The organism is Aureimonas jatrophae (assembly GCF_900104035.1).
Classification (GTDB): domain Bacteria; phylum Pseudomonadota; class Alphaproteobacteria; order Rhizobiales; family Rhizobiaceae; genus Aureimonas; species Aureimonas jatrophae.
Window position 1 is genome coordinate 274,774 of record NZ_FNIT01000006.1, and the last position, 15,616, is coordinate 290,389.

The window sequence follows — 15,616 nt, forward strand, 5'->3', positions numbered from 1 at the left end:
CATGCAGGGTGTGGAGCGATCGACAACGCATGAAGCAGCAGGAGCGGCGACGGGCGATCTTCGAGCGACTGGTGGCGAAGGGATCCGCAACCATCGAGACGCTGTCGCAGCAGTTCGCGGTCTCGCGGATGACGATCCATCGCGATTTGGAAGACATGGAGGGCGAGGGTCTTCTGCGTCGGGTGCGAGGGGGCGCGAGCGTCGAGGCCAGCGGCTTGTTCGAAAGCGACGTGCGTTACCGTTCCCATGTCGCGTCGACCGAGAAGCGCGCATTGGCCCAGATGGCCGCCGGTTTCGTTGAGCCCGGTATGAGCGTCATGGTGGATGACGGTTCCACCGGCCGATGTCTCGCCCCGTTCCTCGTCGAGCGGGCGCCGCTCACCGTCATCACCAACAACATGGGTTTGATCACCGACCTGACCTTCGCCCCAAGAATTCGCCTGCTTTCGCTTGGCGGGACCTATTCGCCTCGGTTCGACGGCTTTTTCGGCATCGTCACCGAGACGGCGCTGGGAGCCTTGCGGGCCGATGTCGCCATCATGTCGAGTTCCGCGATTGAGGGATGCACCGCCTTCCATCAGGACCAGGAGGTGCTGGCGGTGAAGCAGCACATGCACGGCGTCGCACGTCGGCGATTCCTGATGGCGCATCATCAAAAGTTCGGTCGAACGGCGCTGCACCGTTGGACCGATCTGTCCGCCTTCGACGGCGTTGTCACCTCAAGCGCTCTGCCCGTGTCGTCATTGGAAGCGATGCGCGAGGAGGGCATACCTGTCCATGTTGCGGACGTCGTGCCGTGAACGATTCCATCTCCGTTCCCGCCGGCAACTCGTCGGTGGCCATCGGCCGGGTTTCCGGCCATCTGCCGTGTATCCACGCGGCTTTCCGGCGGGTCGTCGGACCCGGCCGATTTTGAAAGGATCAGCCCCATGAAGATCGCGATCGCAGGCGACAGCGCGGGCGCACCGCTCGCCAAGGCTCTGGCGGAGCATCTGTCCTCCCGCAACGGTCTGGACGTCTCGGAAGTCTCGACGCCACTTGCGGGCTCGGGCGAGCTCTATGCGGGGCTGTCCGAGCGCGTCTCGCAGGGCATCCTTGACGGCACGTACGATCGGGCGATCCTGTGCTGCGGCACGGGCATCGGCGTTGCGCTGTCGGCCAACAAGATCCCCGGTATCCGGGCGGCCCAGACGCACGACACCTACTCGGCCGAGCGTGCCGCCCTTTCCAACAACGCGCAGATCATCACGATGGGCGCGCGGGTGATCGGCACGGAACTCGCCAAGAGCATCGCCGACGCCTTCATCGCAGTCGAGTTCGACCCGAACGGCCGCTCGGCCGACAACGTCAAGGCGATCGACGCACTGGACGCCAAGTACAACGCGCGTTGAAGACGCGAAGGGAAGCGCCGGCGGTCGGCGCTTCCCTTCGTCCCGAATGTCCGCTTCTCGCTTACTCCGAGAGCGTGAAGGCAGCCGTGTACTTGTCGACGTTGTCCTTCGTGATCAGGAGGCAGTCGAAGAGCTGCTTCTCCGTGTCGGCACCGGTCTTGCCGTTCTTGATGAAGCTGTCGGCCTGCTGGACGGCGGTCTTCGAGAACACCGCGACCGGCTGAAGGACAGTATATTGCATCTCGCCCGCCTTGACGGCGGCGACCGCGTCCGGCGAGCCGTCGAAGCCGCCGACCTTCACGTTCGCGAGCTTGCCGGCCTCCTTGAGAGCTGCGATCGCACCGAGCGCCATCTCGTCGTTGCCGCTGATGACGCCCGTGATGTCGGGGTTGGCCTGCAGAAGGCTCTGCATCTTGGCGTAGCCCTGGGTACGATCCCAGTTGGCGACCTCCTGGCCGGCCTTCACGAGGTCCGGGTACTGCGAGAGCACGGTCTCGTAGCCGTTCGAGCGGGTCTGCGCGTTGTTGTCGGAGGGCGCGCCGAAGAGTTCGACGTACTTGCCCTTGTCGCCGACGTCCTCGACCCACTGCTGGGCACCGAGCGCCGCGCCTTGGGCGTTGTTCGAGACGAGCTGGGCCTTGGCAAGACCCTCCTTGTTGATCTCGGCATTGACGAGGATTACCGGAATGCCGGCGCTGACCGCCTTCTGCACGGCGCCGACCGAACCGTCGGCATTGGCGGGGTCGAGGATGATCGCGACCGACTTGTTGGTGATGGCGGTGTCGATCAGGTTGCTCTCCGCGTTCGTGTCGCCCTTGTGGGCGCCGACGCTGGCCGTGTAGCCGAGCTTCTCGGCCTCGGCCTTGGCGACCTCGCCCTCCGTGAACCAGTAGGGGTTCGAGGGATCGTTGACGATGATCGAGATCTGACCCGCCGCGAAGGCCGGCGCGCCGAAGACGCTCATCATCGCGGCCGTGGCTCCGGCCAGAAGAAGGGTCCTGCGGGTCTTCATCATCTGTTCTATCTCCCTGTTTCGGTTCGAGGATCGAGACGCCGGCCTCCCCGGCGCCGCTTGGCAGTCCGCCCCGCCGTCAGGCCTTGGGTGCGGGCTGCGAAGTGCGGGCCGGCACGGCCTTCGTCCTGGTGGGACGGCGGCCGTACTGGATCGAATTGAGAAGCACGGCGAAGACGATCACCGCGCCGGTGAAGACGGTCTGCCAGTAGGACGACACGCCGATGATCACGAGTCCGTCCGACAGGAAGCCGATCACGAAGGCGCCGAGCATCGTGCCGCGCACCGTGCCGCGCCCGCCGGTCAGCGCCGCGCCACCGATCACGACGGCTGCGATTGCCGTCAGCTCGTAGGTCGTGCCGGCGGTCGGGCCGGCGGAGGTGAGCTGCGAGGAAAGGACGAGGCCGGCGATCGCCGCGCAGATGCCCGACAGGACGTAGACGAGGACCTGCACGCGCTGGACCGGGACACCGGACAGCTCAGCGGCGCGCGCGTTGCCACCGGTCGAGTAGATCCAGCGACCGAACGCGGTGCGCGACAGGACGACGCTGGCGATCAGCGCGACGACGAGGAGCACGAGCACGCCGATCGGCACGTTGAAGAGCCGGTTGAAGCCTAGCCACTGGAAGCCCGTGTTGCCTAGCTCCGGCCGACCGCCGAGGTTGTTGTAGGTGAGGCCGTTGGTCATCAGCAACGCGACGCCGCGCGCGACATAAAGAAGACCCAGCGTCGCGACGAAGGCCGGCACCTTGAAGAATGCGATGAGCACGCCGTTGAGAAGGCCGATGAAGGCGCCGACGAGGCAGGTCAGCACCACCACGACCCAGACGGGCGGGTAAAGAATGATGCCGAGCGGCTCCAGCGTCACGCCCTGCATCAGGAACCCGGCGATGACCCCCGCAAGGCCGAGCGTCGAGCCGACCGACAGGTCGATGCCACCCGTCAGGATGACGAGAAGCATCCCGATCGCGAGCAGGCCGAAGATCGCGACGTGCGACGCCATGATCAGGAAGTTGGCGGTCGAGAAGTAGACCGGCGACAGGAACGAGAAGACCGCGATGATCGCGATCAGCGCGAAGAAGGCGCGTCCTTCGAGGAGGATGCGGCCGAGGTCGAACCCGCTCGACGCTCCGGTCCGTCCCGTCGTGGAGCTGATGTCGGTCATGCGATGGTCCTCACCCTGATCCTCAGTGCGTCTCGGCGACCACGGCCTCGCCAGAGGCGGCCATGATCTCTTCCTTGGTGGCGCTTGATCCGAACTCCGCCGAGATACGGCCGCGCCGCATGACGACGATGCGATGGGCGATCGACAGGCATTCGCCGACCTCGGAGGTCGAGTAGACGACCGCCAGACCCCGCGTCGCGCCCTCTGCCAGGAGGCGGAAGACCTCGGCCTTCGCTCCGATGTCGATACCGCGGCTCGGCTCGTCGAGGAGCACGACGCGCGGGTCGGTCGCCAGCATCTTGCCGATCACGACCTTCTGCTGGTTGCCGCCCGAGAGCGAGCCGATCGGGGCGCTGCCGCCGTCGGTCTTGATGTGCACGTCGCGGATCGACTCGTCGACGATCGCCCGCTCGCGCCGCCGCGACGTGAAGAGGCCGCGCGTGAACTCGCCGATGCTGGCGAGCGACAGGTTCTCGCCGACCGACATGGTCTGCACGAGACCGTCGCGCTGCCGGTCTTCCGGAACGAGCACGAGGCCGCGCGCGATGCGCTGGGCGATCGACAACCGGCCGACCTCCGCGCCTTCAAGGCGGACCTCTCCGCTGGCGGCCGGTACGCGTCCCGCCGCACATTCCAGAAGCTCGGTGCGCCCTGCGCCCATCAGGCCGTAGATGCAGACGATCTCGCCTGCGCGCACGTCGAGCGACAGCCCATCCACGACGAAGCGCCCGCCCTGGCCGGGATCGGCGACGCGGATGTTTCGCAGCGATAGCGCGACCTCGCCCATCGTGTAGCCGGTCGGTGGCGAGCCGAGATCGAAGTTCTCGCCCACCATGTTGCGCACGATCCATTCGAGATCGATCTCGCCGCGCGGCGCGCTGGCCGTCATCGCCCCATCGCGCAGCACGACCGCGTGGTCCGTGATCTGAAGAGCCTCTTCGAGGTGGTGCGAGATGTAGACGATCGAGACGCCCCGGCTCTTCAGGTCGCCGATGACCTTGAACAGCACCTCGACCTCGGACGCGCTGAGCGCGGAAGTCGGCTCGTCCATGATGAGAATGCGCGAGTTGACCGAGAGCGCACGCGCGATCTCGACGATCTGCTGCTGGCCGAGGCGCAGGTCCTCCACCGGGGTGAGGGGATCGATGTCCTCTTCCAGCTCGGCCATCAACGTGCGGGTGCGGCGTTCTTCCTCCGCGAAGTCAACGCCCATCGCGCCGCGCAGCTCGCGGCCCATGAAGATGTTGTCGCGCACCGAGAGGTTGGGAGCGAGGCTAAGTTCCTGGTGGATGATCGAGATGCCGAGATCGCGGGCGTGCGAGGAGGACGAGAAGCTGACGGGCGAGCCGTCCAGCACGATCTCGCCCGACGTCGGCTTCACGACCCCCGACAGGATCTTCATCAGCGTCGACTTGCCGGCACCGTTCTCGCCGAACAGCGTTGTCACTTCGCCGCGCCGCACGTCGAAGTTCACGCCCTTCAGCGCGTGGATGCTGCCGTAGGACTTGGCGACGTTGCGGGCCGACAGGACGACCGCGCCGTTGGGGGAGGCGGGTGCGCTCACTGGACGCTCAGACTCACCGGCGTCACGAGCCAGTTCTTCGGGTTGATGAGCTTGAAGACGCCGACCGCCGTGACCGTCTTGCCCTGCAGGTTCGCCGTGTCGACGCCCTGCAGGACCGCCGCCTTCATCGCATTGTTCAGACCGGAACCCGCGTTCTGGTATTCGATCTGGTTGCGGAATTGGCCGAAGACGATCTCGCCCGTCGCGTCGCGCAGATCCGTGCCGTTGATCGCGGGGCCCGTCTGGAGGCGGATCGTGACGTCGGAGGGAACGCCATCGACGGTGATCGGATAGACGCCGGATCGCGCCTCGCCGGCGACGCCGGTGAACTTCACGGGAACGACGGGCGCAGCGCCCGCCGGAACGCCGTACTGCTTGCCGGCCGCCGCCTTATCGGCGAGCGCGGCCGGTGCCAGCGTCGCCGCGTCGACCGCGCGGCTCTCGACGCTGGTCTGGATCTTGGGGAACTCCGTCGTGCCGAAGGTCTCGGGCGAGAAGACGTCGTCCTGGACATGCTCGTCTGAGCCGATGCGCACGACGCGCGTGTCGTAGGCCATCGCCGCCAGGACCGAGATGACAGCGACGCCGGCTACGATGCGTCCTAACCCGCCTCGCGGCGCGCGGCGAGGAACCGCCTCCATGGTCATGCAACCTCCTCCCGAACCTGTGCCGGCCGTCCTCGCCGAACGCGTCGTGGCGTACGGGAAGCGGCAGGGTCTTCGACGTTGGCCTGTGAGGCGCCACGTCCTTCTCTCCGGCCGCATCTTGTTGACAGAATCGCGCAAAGTGCAATATTTTTCTTTCAGTGAAAAATTCTGCACCGCAGCAGATCGCGAGCGAGAAGCGGATGGCGAAAGTCCAGGTCAGGCGCGATGGTGACGATGGCTTGGCCGTACGCGCAGCCTGGCTGCACTACGCGGCCGGCATGACGCAGGCCGAGGTCGCGCAGCGGCTGGGTCTTTCCAGCGCAAAGGCGCACCGGCTCATCGCCTGGGCCTACCAGAACGGCGTCGTCAGGGTTTCGGTCTCCGGTCCCGTGGCCGAGTGCGTGACGCTGGAGACCGCGATCTCAGAGCGGTTCGGCCTCGGCTACTGCGAGGTGGTTCCGGACCTCCACGAGGACGGGCTTCCGCTGCGCGCGCTGGGTCTGGCAGGCGCCGATTTCCTTCAGCGCGAGATCGAGGCGTTGGGATCAGGCGTGGTCGGGGTCGGGCATGGACGCACGCTTGCGGCCGCCGTCGCCAGTCTACCGAGGCTGGAAGCGCCGGACGTCCGCTTCGTGTCGCTGATGGGTGGGTTGACGCGCAACTACGCCGCCAACCCGCACGACGTGATGTATCGTCTCGCCGAAAAGACGAGCGCAGCGGCCTACGTGATGCCGATCCCCTTCTTCGCGAACACGGTGGGCGACCGTGCGGTGCTGCTCGACCAACGCGGCGTCGGAGAGGTCTTCGAACTCGCGGTGCGCTCCGACCTGATGGTGGTCGGCATAGGCACGGCGAAGCCAGACACGCAGCTCGTCTCGACGCGCATGATCTTGCCCGAAGAGATCGAGGATGTGCGCGCGAGCGGCGGTGTCGGCGAGTTGCTCGGCCACTTCTTCGACGCGGATGGCCAGCCCGTCGAAACGCTCCTGACGGCCCGAACGATCTCACCCGAGGTCACGCATCTGCGCGGTCGCAGGATCGTTGCGCTGGCGGGTGGTCCGAACAAGGTCGAGGGCGTGCGCTCGGTGCTGCGAAGCGGTCTCCTGACCGGTCTCGTCACCGACGAGCGCACAGCGCGAGCTCTTGCAAACGAGACGACGCCCTAGAGCAGGCGCGGGGAGGAACGGATGACACACGCTGGCTCCGAGGCCGAACGCCATGGCTGAACGCGGCGATCTTCTGGTCGGCATCGACGCCGGCACGTCGGTCATCAAGGCCGTGGCCTTCGACCTCGACGGTCGGCAGGTCGCGGCCGCGTCGGTGCTCAACCGCTACCGCGAGGGGCCGGACGGCTCGGCCGTTCAGTCGCTCGCGCAGACCTGGGCCGACTGCGCCGCGGCGCTGCGCGAGCTCGGCGAGCGAGTCGAGGATTTGGCCGCACGTGTTCTCGCGGTGGCCGTGACGGGCCAGGGCGATGGCACGTGGCTTGCCGGCGCCGGCAACGAACCGGTGGGCGACGCCTGGCTCTGGCTCGACACCCGCTCGGCGCCGACCGTGCGCCGCCTGAGGGGGCACCCGCTCGACCGCGCCCGCTTTGAGGCGACCGGCACGGGCCTCAACACGTGCCAGCAGGGCTCGCAGCTTGCCCACATCAAGGCGCATCAGCCCGAGCTTCTGGCGCGGGCCGAGGTCGCGCTCCACTGCAAGGACTGGCTCTACCTGAAGCTCACGGGCGTGCGGGCGACCGACCCGTCCGAGGCGAGCTTCACCTTCGGCGACTTCCGCTCGCGGCGCTACAGCGACACCGTGCTGGAGGCGCTTGGCCTGTCCGAGGAACGCCGCCTTCTGCCCGAGATCATCGACGGCACGCAGGTGACCCACCCTCTGTCCGAGGCGGCGGCGCGCGAGACGGGTCTGCGGCCCGGCACGCCGGTCAGCCTCGGCTATGTCGACATGGTCATGACGGCGCTCGGCGCCGGCGTTCACACGGGCGAGCCGGGCGTCGCCTGCTCGACGGTCGGTTCGACCGGCGTCCACATGCGCGCGGTCACCTCGGACCACGTCGTGCTGAATGCCGACGGCACAGGCTATGTGATCGCGCTGCCCGTCCCGGGTCTCGTCACGCAGGTCCAGACCAACATGGCCGCGACGCTCAACATCGACTGGATCCTGGGCGTCGCGCACGACCTCGTCGCGGAGTTCGGCCAGAGCTTGTCGAAGGGCGACCTTGTGAGCCGGATCGACGGTTGGATGGCGGCGAGCGAGCCGGGCGCGCTCCTCTACCACCCCTACATCTCGGCCGGTGAGCGCGGTCCCTTCGTGAACTCCGACGCGCGAGCGGGTTTTCAGGGCCTGTCCAGCGGACATCGGTTCCCCGACCTCGTGCGAGCGGTGGCCGAGGGGCTCGGCATGGCGACGCGCGACTGCTACGCGGCCATGGGCGATATGCCGGCCGAGCTGCGCTTGACGGGCGGCGCCGCTCGGTCGCGGGCTCTGCGCGCCGTCCTTTCGGCGAGCACCGGCGCGCCGGTGCGCGTTTGCTCGCGCGACGAGACCGGCGCAGCGGGCGCGGCCATGATGGCGGCGGTCGCGACGGGCGTCTTCCCGTCGATGGACGCATGCGTCACGCGCTGGGTCGTGCCGCTGCTCGGCAAGGCCGAAGCGCCCGACGCCAAGCTCCATCGCACATACGAACAGCTCTACGGGGCCTATGCCGACGCGCGCCGCGCACTCGAGCCCGTCTGGACCCGGATGGCGGACTATCGCCAGGCGACGCGGCGCGCCGATCCCGGCACCGGCAGTGCCGGCGAGCCGGCGGAGATGGCGCTCGGCGCGAACTGACGGATCGAAGAGGAATCAAAGCCATGCCTGACGCTGCAGTGGTCGATCTCGTCGTCGTAGGCGGCGGCATCAACGGGGCGGGGATCGCGCGCGATGCGGCCGGTCGTGGCCTGTCCGTGATCCTGTGCGAGAAGGACGATCTGGCCGAGGGCACCTCGTCGCGCTCCGGCAAGCTCGTGCACGGCGGCCTGCGCTACCTCGAATATTACGAGTTCCGCCTCGTGCGCGAGGCGCTGATCGAGCGCGAGGTCCTGCTTCGCAACGCCAGCCACATCATCTGGCCCATGCGTTTCGTCCTGCCCCATTCGCCGGACGACCGCCCCGCCTGGCTCGTGCGGCTCGGCCTCTTCCTCTACGACCATCTCGGCGGCCGCAAGCGCCTGCCGGGCACGCGCACGCTCGACCTGCGGCGCGATCCGGAAGGGGCGCCGATCCTCGACACCTATTCCAAGGGCTTCGAATATTCCGACTGCTGGGTCGACGACGCGCGCCTCGTGGTGCTGAACGCGGTGGATGCCGCCCGGCACGGTGCCGAGGTTCTGACGCGCACGGCCTGCACGAGCCTTCGCCGCGAGAACGGCGCCTGGGCCGTGGAGTTCACCGACCGGGCGACCGGCGAGCGACGGCAAGCGAGGGCGCGTTGCATCGTCAACGCGGCCGGCCCCTGGGTCAACGACATCGTCGGACGGGTTGCCGGCCGCAACTCGCGGCGCAACGTGCGCCTCGTGAAGGGCAGCCACATCATCGTGCCGAAGTTCTGGGACGGCGACCACGCCTATCTCGTCCAGAACAACGACAAGCGCGTCATCTTCATCAACCCCTACCAAGGCGACAAGGCGCTGATCGGGACGACCGACATCGCCTACGAGGGACGGCCCGAGGAGGTGACGGCCGACGAAAGCGAGATCAGCTACCTGCTCGCAGCGGTGAACCGCTACTTCAAGGAGAAGCTTCGGCGCGAGGACGTGCTCGAGACCTTCTCCGGGGTGCGCCCGCTCTTCGACGACGGCAAGGGCAACCCGTCGGCCGTGACGCGCGACTACTCGTTCGACCTCGACGAGGCCGACGGCGCGCCGATGCTCAACATCTACGGCGGCAAGATCACGACCTTCCGGGAGCTGTCCGAACACGCGATCGAGCGCATCGCCAAGGTCTTCCCGCAGATGAAGCCGGCCTGGACCGGCAATGCGCCCTTGCCGGGCGGCGACATCGAGAACGCCGACTTCGTTCAGTTCGCCGAGGACATGCGTGCCGCCTATCCCTGGATGCCGCGCCCCTTCATCTACCGGCTCGGGCGGCTCTACGGCACGATCGCGCGTGACATCATCGGCTCCGCGACCTCAATGGACGGTCTTGGCCGCGACTTCGGGGGCGGGCTCACCGAGAGTGAGGCACGCTACCTCGTGGCACGGGAATGGGCACTGACGGCCGAGGACATCCTCTACCGCCGCACCAAGCAGGCGTTGCAGATGACGGCGCGCGAGCGCGCCGAGTTCACGCGCTGGTTCGACGATCACATCGCCGTTGCGCGCGCCGCCTGAGACCGGAAGACACGATTCCATGCCCCTGACGCTGTCGCTGAACACCAATCCGCTGGTCAACCGCTTCGCCGATCCCGACGACCTCGTGGAGACGGTGGCGCGAGACCTGCGCATCCGCGATCTGCAACTCACCCACGAGTTCATCAACCCGTCGTGGCCGGCGTCCGTGATCCGACGCCTGTCGCGGCAGATGGCGGCGGCGCTCGGGCGCACCGGCGTGCGCGTAACCTCGGGCATGACGGGGCCCTACGGCCGGCTCAACCATTTCGGTCATCCCGACCGGGACGTGCGCCGCTACTACGTCGACTGGTTCAAGACCTTCGCCGACATCATCGCCGACCTCGGGGGTACCTCGGTCGGCACGCAGTTCGCGATCCTCACCTATCGCGACTTCGACGACGAGGCACGGCGGGAGGAACTGACGCGGATCGCGATCGAGTGTTGGGCAGAGGTCGCCGAGCACGGACGCGGAGCCGGACTGACCTCGGTCTTCTGGGAGCCCATGTCGATCGGACGCGAGTTCGGGCCGACGATCCGCGAGACCATGGCCCTGCAGGAGCGCCTGTCGGCGGCCGGCATGGCAATCCCCATGTGGATGATGGCCGACATCGACCACGGCGATGTCACCTCCGTCGATCCCGACGACACGGACCCCTATGCCTGGGCACGCGCTGTGCCTCCCGTCTCGCCCATCATCCACATCAAGCAGTCGAAGATGGACAAGAGCGGGCATCGCCCTTTCACGGCCGAGCACAATGCGAACGGACGTGTCCAGCCCGAACCGCTCCTGCGGGCGCTTGCGCAGGGTGGGGCGTGCGACAACGAGATCTGTCTCGAGTTGTCGTTCAAGGAGCGCGAGCCGAACGACCGGCAGGTCATCCCGCAGATCGCCGAGAGCATCGCCTTCTGGGCGCCCCACATCGACACCGGCGCCACTGACTTGCGCATCTGATTCGCTCAACGGTTTTCTCGAAGAGCCAAACTGGCATCGCGCCATGCCCCGCCGGCTGGCGAACCGGGAATGATCTGTCTGGTTCGGTGATAGATTGAGTGGATCGTTTCTCCCTGATCGTCCTCTGCGCCGCTAGTGTCGTCTCATCGAGGCACGGGCTGCCGCTTCGGCAGGTTAGGAGATGTTTCATGCGCAGGTTCGCAACCCTTGCGGTCGGTCTGGCAGCCTTTTTGGCAACCGCCGGTTCCCTCTCGGCGCAGACGCTCCTCAACGTGTCCTACGACCCGACGCGGGAACTGTATCGCGACTTCAACCAGGCATTCGACAAACACTGGCAAGCCGAAGGACATGACGCGGTCAGCGTGCGCATGTCGCACGGTGGATCCGGTGCTCAGGCGCGAACGGTCATCGACGGTCTCGACGCCGACGTCGTCACACTCGCCCTCGAGGCCGACATCAACGCGATCGCCAAGGGCACGGGGAAGATTCCGGCGGACTGGCGCGGACGCCTTCCCCATAACTCCGCACCGTATACGTCGACCATCGTCTTCCTCGTCCGCAAGGACAACCCGAAGGCGATCAAGGACTGGGGCGACCTCGTGAAAGACGGGATCGAGGTCATCACACCGAACCCGAAGACCTCGGGCGGTGCGCGCTGGAACTATCTCGCGGCCTGGGCTTGGGCCAACAAAGAGTTCGGTGGTGACCAGGCTCGAACCAAGGACTTCGTCCGTCAAATCTACAGTCACGTGCCGGTGCTGGATACGGGCGCGCGGGGCTCCACGACGACCTTCGTCCAGCGTGGCATCGGCGACGTGCTGCTGGCTTGGGAGAACGAGGCTTTTCTGGCGCTCGAGGAACTTGGGCCCGACCAGTTCGAGATCGTGGTACCCTCGCTCTCAGTTCTCGCCGAGCCGCCGGTCGCCCTCGTCGATGGCAATGTCGACGCCAAGGGGACCCGTGAGGTCGCGACTGCCTACCTCCAGTACCTCTACTCGCCCGAAGGTCAGACGATCGCGGCCAAGCACTATTATCGACCGGCCGATGCGGCATCCGTGACGGACCCGACGCTTCTGCAGCGCTTCCCCAAGCTCGACCTAGTCTCGATTGACGATCCGCAGTTCGGCGGGTGGGCAAAGGTCCAGCCTGAACACTTTGCCGACGGCGGCATCTTCGACGAAATCTACCGTCCGGCGAACTGAGCGGGTAGCGGAGACTGTCGGTGCGCGCGTCGACGCTTCGGTGTCGGCGCGCTAGCTTCCTGGTGGCTCGCGCTCGACGCGGGCCATTCGTACAGACGGGATCATCGAATGGCTGTCAGCGCCGCGAGGCCGCGCATCCTGTTTCGCCGACCGAGCGTCATGCCCGGCTTCGGCCTGTCGCTCGGCTTCACGCTTGTCTACCTCGGCGTATTCGTCCTCGTGCCACTCGGCGCTCTCGCGCTGAACGCGGCTGGAATAGGTCGCGAAGAGCTTTGGGCGCTCGTGACGGACCGCCGTGTCCTTTCGGCGCTTCGACTGTCCTTCGGCACCGCGTTCCTGGCAGCCTGCGTCAATGCCGTGTTCGGTCTGCTGATCGCCTGGGTTCTGGTGCGCTATCGCTTCCCGGGCCGGCGCTTCGTCGATGCCGCGATCGACCTGCCGTTCGCTCTTCCGACCGCCGTGGCCGGCATCGCGCTGACGACGCTCTACGCACCGAACGGCTGGGTCGGCCAACTCTTTGCGCCGAGCGGCGTCTTCGGGCCGTTCTTCGGAGAGCGCGGCTTGCGGATCGCCTATACGCCGATCGGCATCGTGATCGCGCTCGTCTTCGTTTCGTTGCCCTTCGTGGTGCGCACCGTCCAGCCGGTGCTGGAGGAGATCGATCCCGAGATCGAGCAGGCCGCCGCGACGCTCGGCGCGAACCGCTTCCAGACGGTGTTCCAGGTGGTTTTGCCAGCCGTTCTCCCGGCGCTGACCACGGGCTTCGCACTGGCACTGGCCCGCTCGGTCGGCGAATACGGGTCGGTCATCTTCATCGCCGGCAACATTCCCTTCGTGTCGGAGATCGCACCTCTGCTGATCGTGATCCGGTTGGAGGAGTTCAACTACGGCGGGGCGACCGCGGTCGCCATGATGATGCTCCTGATCTCGTTCACCCTGCTTCTTGTGATCAATCTTGTTCAGGCCTGGAGCCGCCGGAGGACCGGACATGGCGCTTGACGCCGCTTTCACCCAAGCGAAGGCGGACGTGAAACCGCGCGTCGTTCGACGCGAGGTCACGAGCGAAGGGCCGTTCGTGCGAGCCGTCCTGATCGCTATCGCGCTTGTCTTTCTTCTGCTGGTGCTCTTCCTGCCGCTCGCCGCCGTCTTTACCGAGGCGTTGCGCAACGGCATCTCGACCTATGTCGAGGCTTTGCGCGAGCCGGACACTCAGGCGGCCGTACGGCTGACGCTGACGGTCGCGGCCTTCGCCGTCCCGCTCAATCTCGTCTTCGGCGTGGCCGCGGCCTGGGCGATCGCGAAGTTCGAGTTTCGCGGCAAGGCGTTTCTGGTCACGCTGATCGATCTGCCTTTCTCGGTCTCGCCCGTCATCGCCGGCATGGTTTTCGTGCTGCTCTTTGGCGCTCAGGGGTATCTTTCGCCGGTTGCGCAGGCCATCGGCCTGAAGGTCGTCTTCGCGGTGCCCGGCATGGTTCTCGCCACGACTTTCGTGACGCTCCCCTTCGTGGCGCGCGAGCTAATTCCGCTGATGCAGGAGCAGGGGACCGGCGACGAGGAGGCGGCGATCTCACTCGGCGCCGACGGCTGGCGTACCTTCTTCCTGGTGACGTTGCCGAACGTGAAGTGGGCACTCCTCTACGGCGTGCTTCTCTGCAACGCGCGCGCCATGGGCGAGTTCGGCGCCGTCGCGGTGATTTCCGGCAAGATCCGTGGCGAAACCAACACGATGCCGTTGCAAGTCGAGATCCTCTACAACGAGTACGCCTTCTCCGCCGCCTTCGCGGTGGCGACCCTTCTTGCGCTCCTCGCTCTCCTCACGCTTTGCCTGAAGACCTTCCTCGAATGGCGCTACGCCGGCGAGATCAAGGCGACGCGCGGCGGACACTAAGGAAACAGCTCCGATGGACATTCGCGTTCGCAACATCCGCAAGGAGTTCGATGGCTTCGCGGCGTTGCACGATGTGTCGCTGGACATCCGTTCGGGCGAACTAATCGCGCTTCTTGGGCCATCGGGCTCGGGAAAGACGACGCTGCTGCGGCTCATTGCCGGCCTCGAATTTCCAAGCGGCGGACAGATCCTGTTCGGCGAGGAGGACGCCTCCGTCCGCAGCGTCCAGGAGCGCAACGTCGGCTTCGTGTTCCAGCACTATGCCCTGTTCCGGCACATGACGGTGGCCGACAACATCGGGTTCGGTCTACGCGTGCGGAAGGGCGACACCCGCCCGCCGAAGGCGGAGATCCGGCGCCGGGCCGAGGAACTCCTCGACCTCGTACAGCTCCCCGGTCTCGCCAACCGCTATCCGGCCCAGCTTTCCGGCGGCCAGCGGCAACGTGTTGCCCTGGCGCGCGCTCTTGCGATCGAACCGCGCGTCCTCCTTCTCGACGAACCCTTCGGCGCCCTTGATGCCAAGGTGCGAAAGGACCTGCGCCGCTGGTTGCGCGAGCTCCACGACCGCACCGGGCACACGACGGTTTTCGTGACGCACGACCAGGAAGAGGCCGTGGAGCTTGCCGATCGGGTCGTGGTCATGAGCCAGGGGCGCATCGAACAGGTCGGCAGTGCCGACGACATCTACGACCGGCCGGAAAGCCCCTTCGTCTATTCGTTCATCGGCCAATCCAACCGGCTCCCGGTCGAGGTTCGGGGCGGCGAGATCGGGTACCGGGGTTCGGTCATCGGGCAGACGGACGAGCGGGATGGTCGTTGGACGCTCTTCGTGCGACCGCACGATCTCGATGTGGTCCCGGCAGAGGCACCCGGTGTTCGAGGCACGATAGCGCTTTCGCGCCGATCTCACGGAAGCCGCATCGCCGAACTCGATCTGGACGGCGGCGAGGGACGCATCGAAGTGGAACTGTCGCCGAGCGTGTCCGGCGAGCAAGGCCACGTCCTGAACCTGCGCCCACGCTCATGGAAGCTCTTCGCGCCGGACGTTTGAACGCATCCGCTTCGGCGGTTCGTCCATGGGTGACCTGTTCCCAGCCGCGCTCGCTTCCGGCCGGCTGAACGTCGTTGCGCGTCGCCGTCCCTGTGGCTACCGAAGAACGGATACCGCTGTTTCTCTCTGCCGGAGTTGACGTCGTGCCGGAATCCTGACCCATCGGTCATTCAGTCGGTCTCATGTGACGGCTCGTAAAGTAGGAACGGGCTGGTCAGTAGACTATCCGGCCAACATCCGCTGATCGGATCTGATTTTCGTAAGCGAGACAGAGAATATTACGCTCCGTCCGTGAATGTCGGTATGAATATATCGCCCTGAGGTTGAATTTTCGGCTATCAGTTCAAAAAATGGAGTCATTT

The 15,616-nt window shown here is 66.4% G+C and carries 14 protein-coding genes; 10 read left to right on the forward strand and 4 right to left on the reverse strand.

From position 1 onward, the window contains the following. The first annotated feature begins 29 nt into the window (after window positions 1-29). Both BLQ76_RS14900 and derI read left to right on the forward strand, forming a co-directional pair. Window positions 30-800: a DeoR/GlpR family DNA-binding transcription regulator gene (locus BLQ76_RS14900; RefSeq protein WP_425285170.1), complete on the forward strand. Its 771-nt coding sequence runs from the start codon at window positions 30-32 to the stop codon at window positions 798-800. Between the two features lie 129 nt (window positions 801-929). Further along, window positions 930-1,391: a D-erythrulose-4-phosphate isomerase gene (gene derI, locus BLQ76_RS14905; RefSeq protein WP_090674743.1), complete on the forward strand. Its 462-nt coding sequence runs from the start codon at window positions 930-932 to the stop codon at window positions 1,389-1,391. Window positions 1,392-1,452: 61 nt separating this feature from the next. On the opposite strand, the gene BLQ76_RS14910 is transcribed toward derI, so the two are convergent. From BLQ76_RS14910 to BLQ76_RS14925, 4 genes are all read right to left on the reverse strand, one after another. Further along, window positions 1,453-2,406, reverse strand: a complete 954-nt coding sequence (locus BLQ76_RS14910; RefSeq protein ID WP_425285168.1) for a D-ribose ABC transporter substrate-binding protein — start codon at window positions 2,404-2,406, stop codon at window positions 1,453-1,455. Between the two features lie 76 nt (window positions 2,407-2,482). Continuing rightward, window positions 2,483-3,568 (reverse strand): ABC transporter permease, encoded by a 1,086-nt coding sequence (locus tag BLQ76_RS14915; protein WP_090674745.1) that lies wholly within the window; start codon window positions 3,566-3,568, stop codon window positions 2,483-2,485. Window positions 3,569-3,590: 22 nt separating this feature from the next. Next, window positions 3,591-5,132, reverse strand: coding sequence for a sugar ABC transporter ATP-binding protein (locus tag BLQ76_RS14920; protein WP_244519647.1), 1,542 nt, complete (start codon window positions 5,130-5,132; stop codon window positions 3,591-3,593). Then, entirely contained in the window at window positions 5,129-5,773 is a 645-nt protein-coding gene (locus BLQ76_RS14925) for a DUF2291 family protein (protein ID WP_244519655.1), read from the reverse strand. Before BLQ76_RS14925 ends, BLQ76_RS14920 begins: the two co-directional genes overlap by 4 nt. A gap of 206 nt (window positions 5,774-5,979) precedes the next feature. Here BLQ76_RS14925 and BLQ76_RS14930 point away from each other — a divergent pair, with 206 nt between their 5' ends. The 8 genes from BLQ76_RS14930 (at window position 5,980) to BLQ76_RS14965 (ending at window position 15,254) form a co-directional block, all read left to right on the forward strand. Next, window positions 5,980-6,945: a sugar-binding transcriptional regulator gene (locus tag BLQ76_RS14930; protein ID WP_090674749.1), complete on the forward strand. Its 966-nt coding sequence runs from the start codon at window positions 5,980-5,982 to the stop codon at window positions 6,943-6,945. Between the two features lie 52 nt (window positions 6,946-6,997). After that, window positions 6,998-8,620 carry an FGGY-family carbohydrate kinase gene (locus BLQ76_RS14935; protein ID WP_090674755.1) on the forward strand — a complete coding sequence of 541 codons (1,623 nt, stop codon included), beginning with the start codon at window positions 6,998-7,000 and terminating at the stop codon, window positions 8,618-8,620. Between the two features lie 23 nt (window positions 8,621-8,643). Next, a complete protein-coding gene (locus BLQ76_RS14940; RefSeq protein ID WP_090674757.1) occupies window positions 8,644-10,161 on the forward strand; it encodes a glycerol-3-phosphate dehydrogenase in 1,518 nt (505 codons plus the stop codon). A 19-nt stretch (window positions 10,162-10,180) separates the two neighbouring features. Beyond that, window positions 10,181-11,113 carry a sugar phosphate isomerase/epimerase family protein gene (locus BLQ76_RS14945; protein ID WP_090674758.1) on the forward strand — a complete coding sequence of 311 codons (933 nt, stop codon included), beginning with the start codon at window positions 10,181-10,183 and terminating at the stop codon, window positions 11,111-11,113. Between the two features lie 188 nt (window positions 11,114-11,301). Further along, window positions 11,302-12,315 (forward strand): sulfate ABC transporter substrate-binding protein, encoded by a 1,014-nt coding sequence (locus tag BLQ76_RS14950; protein WP_090674759.1) that lies wholly within the window; start codon window positions 11,302-11,304, stop codon window positions 12,313-12,315. 108 nt (window positions 12,316-12,423) lie between these two features. Beyond that, a complete protein-coding gene (gene cysT, locus BLQ76_RS14955) occupies window positions 12,424-13,314 on the forward strand; it encodes a sulfate ABC transporter permease subunit CysT (RefSeq protein ID WP_090674762.1) in 891 nt (296 codons plus the stop codon). Beyond that, entirely contained in the window at window positions 13,304-14,203 is a 900-nt protein-coding gene (gene cysW, locus BLQ76_RS14960) for a sulfate ABC transporter permease subunit CysW (RefSeq protein ID WP_090674765.1), read from the forward strand. Before cysT ends, cysW begins: the two co-directional genes overlap by 11 nt. Before the next feature lie 13 nt (window positions 14,204-14,216). Next, entirely contained in the window at window positions 14,217-15,254 is a 1,038-nt protein-coding gene (locus BLQ76_RS14965) for a sulfate/molybdate ABC transporter ATP-binding protein (protein ID WP_090674767.1), read from the forward strand. The last annotated feature ends 362 nt before the right edge of the window (window positions 15,255-15,616 follow it).